Here is a 3,393-nt window from a genome sequence, read left to right on the forward strand (position 1 = left end):
ATCAACTTAGCTTCTGTATCTGCAAGTATATGTCTAAATCTCTCTACAGGATATTCAGGATCCATCGGTACATATGCACCTCCTGACTTCATTACAGCAACTATCGCTATCACCATATCTAAACTTCTTTCTAAACATAACGGTATCAGCGTATCTGCTTGTAGTTCTTGGTTTGTTACCTCTTTATACTGCTTACGGATATATCTTGCTAACTGATTTGCTTTTTTATTTAGCTCTTGATACGTTAATTGCTTTTCTTCAAATACTAACGCTACATTATTCGGATTCTTCTCTACCTGCTCTTCAAATAACTCATATATAGTCCTATCATTCGGATAATCACTATCAGTATAGTTCCAGTCATACACTATGGTTTGATAATCTTGTTGCGTTAATGTTGTTATCTCATTATGTCGCTTTGTTATATCATCTATTAGTTGATTGACTATATAACTTAATTTATTAAGATGTTCTTTTGCTTTATTTTGAGTTAATACTTCTTCCGAACTCTTTAATCCAACTATTAAAGAATTATTATGCTCATATGCTACTATACCTAATGGATAGTCTAACTTCTCTACAGCATATCTTAATTCTGGTAATAATCTATTAGCAGCTAATTCGCCATTTGACTCCGGTATCGGATAGTTCTCATATACAAATAAACTATGAAATAACCTCTCGCTACCATTTTGTATCTTCGATAAATCAGCATAACTGTGTGTACTTAAATTAGTTATTTGATTATGAATATACTTAAGCTGCTCTTCTATCGTATTTGTATTACCCCAATCCACTAACAATGGTAAAGTGTTTATATACAAACCTACACTATCCTCAATACCATCAATAGCTATATCTCTTCCTGATATCGTAGTTCCTACTATTGTTTGACTATCTTGTGTATAAATATTAATCAGCTTATGCCATACAAACTGTAATAAGGTGTTTGTTGTTATGCCTAAATTTGATGTTATATCCTTAATCTTATTGTATATATCACCGCTAATTGTAAGAGTTTGAGTATAGTTATCATCTAATGATTTAATGTCATTAATGTTTTTATCTGTAGTCAATAACACCGATAAATCATTAACTTCAATATCAGTTAGATTCTCCTGCCAATATCCGTTAGCCTTATCTCTATTATTTTGAATATACTCTTGTACTCTAAGATAACTATCATCTTCTTGTACTTGTGGATCTATATTAATACTTAAATCATGATAATATTTATGAATATCACTTAATAATATCGGTCCACTCCAACCATCAGCTATACTATGATGCTCTGACTTAATGATTGTATATAAATCATCAGATTGTTTTATTATATGTAAGCGTAACTGTGTTGGCTTAGTTAAATCAAATCCTTGCCATCTATCTTCTTCCTGTATCTCTTGGATAGCTTGCTCTTTATCATCTTGATCAGATATATCATGATAGTTATACTCTAAATCTCCATTCCTATAAACAACTTGGATTATATCTTCATCCCAGTTAAATGCTGTCCTTAATATCGGATGCTTAGCTATAGCTAATCCCCATGACTTAATATATCTATCAACATCTAGCTCTTGCTTATAATCAAATACTAACTGTACCCTATAAGCATCATCATCTGGATTTGATAAAGCATGATATATAAACCCTTGTTGTAAACTATTAGCAGAATAAATATATTCAACTTCATTGTCTTGTATTTGAAGTCTATCTAATAACTCTAAACTTATATCAGAATTATAATCACTAGGAGTTTTATGAGATATTCCCTGCTCAACAAGTTTACTTGTATGAGCCTGAACTAGTTTAAGATTGTTTCCTAATGATACAGATAACTTATCAGTTATATCTTGACCAAGTTGTGTAACTACAGAGAAACTTAACTGTCCATCAACTACCATCCCATTTATATTAACAATATTATGATCTTTGTTCTTCGATGATACTGATACTCCACTATCTTCTGATATTATCTGCCATAATCCTTCTTTAGCATCAAATTGTCCTAAATAGTTAAAGCTAATAGTTGGTAAATCTTTGAATCTAATACTACTCTCATCACTAACAGCAAAACTACCAAAGCCTATACCCTTATCTTTAATAGCTCTTAAGCTCTCTTTGACATATTTAATCGTAGTCGATAATTCTCCCTTATCTTCAAGTAATACAGGATACATACTTGTAAACCAACCTACTGTATTACCAATTTCCTGACCTTCTACTAAATGCTCTCTACCATGTCCCTCTAAGGTCACTCCTTGCTTATCTAAACCATTTATATCTTTGAGAGATAATAACAATGCTGTAAGGAGTAAATCATTGATCTCAGTATGATATGCTTTATTACCTTCTTGTAATAACAGCGTAGTAGACTCTCTATCTAGTTTAGCTGTAGATACAGTAGGAGTTTTTCTTGCAACTTCGTAACTTGGTAAGGATTTGACTATACCACTCCAATAACTCTCTTGCTCTCTATGACTATTAGTATAATCTCTTACTATATCTACATATTGTCTATAACTTGTTGCTTTAAGTGCTAACTCTTCATCATTATATAATGATCTAAAGTCTTCTATTAATATCCTCCAACTTACAGCATCTACTATTAAATGATGTAATGCAAAATACAATCTTGCGCTACCATCAGAATAGCTTTCTAAATAACCTACTCTAAATAATCGTCCTTTTTCAATATCAAAATCTGACTGCCATGATGTTAACTCTTTATGTAATTCCTCTTGTGTATAGTCATTAACATTAAGATTCTTAATCTTAGGTATAACTATAGTTTCATTATACTGTTGAGTATTAAAACTAATATTATAGTTAACCCTCAATATATCATGATGCTCAACTAGTTTAGCTACTACTGATTCAATTTTAGATATATCAAGAGCTGGAACTTTGACCATAAATGATTGGTTCCAATGATTATAATCAGCAAAATCTTTACTCTTAACATTATCAAAGAACCACTCTTGTATCGGTAATAAACCAACTCCTCCTGTTAAAGTACCTTCTTCTTTGATGATTTCCACTTCAACATCTACTATGGATTCAATATATGAAGCTAACTTAGATACATTACGAGTATCAAATATATCTCTTACACTACACTCATAACCTCTCTTACGTAATTTAGAGCTTAACTGAATGCTTAAGATAGAATCTCCTCCTATCCTAAAGAAATCATCCGTTATTCCTACCTTCTCTAAGCCAAGCACCTCTGCAAATATTTTACTTAAACTAATCTCTAGCTCTGTAATTGGTGCTACATAACTAGCTTCATTTACAAAATCAGGCTCAGGCAATGCTTTACGATCAAGCTTACCATTCACAGTCAATGGCATACCCTCAAGCTCAACCAATATACTCGGCACCATATACTCA

Annotated in this window: 1 protein-coding gene; it reads right to left on the bottom strand. The window is 31.7% G+C overall.

What is annotated here, in order from left to right; genetic code table 11:
• Positions 1 to 3,386: condensation domain-containing protein (locus ACKTR7_RS09870; protein ID WP_407878137.1), on the bottom strand; the 3,386-nt coding region annotated here is incomplete at its 3' end.
• Positions 3,387 to 3,393 lie beyond the last annotated feature (7 nt).

The sequence above is a fragment of the Francisella sciaenopsi genome (genome assembly GCF_045862875.1).
Taxonomy (GTDB): domain Bacteria; phylum Pseudomonadota; class Gammaproteobacteria; order Francisellales; family Francisellaceae; genus Francisella; species Francisella sciaenopsi.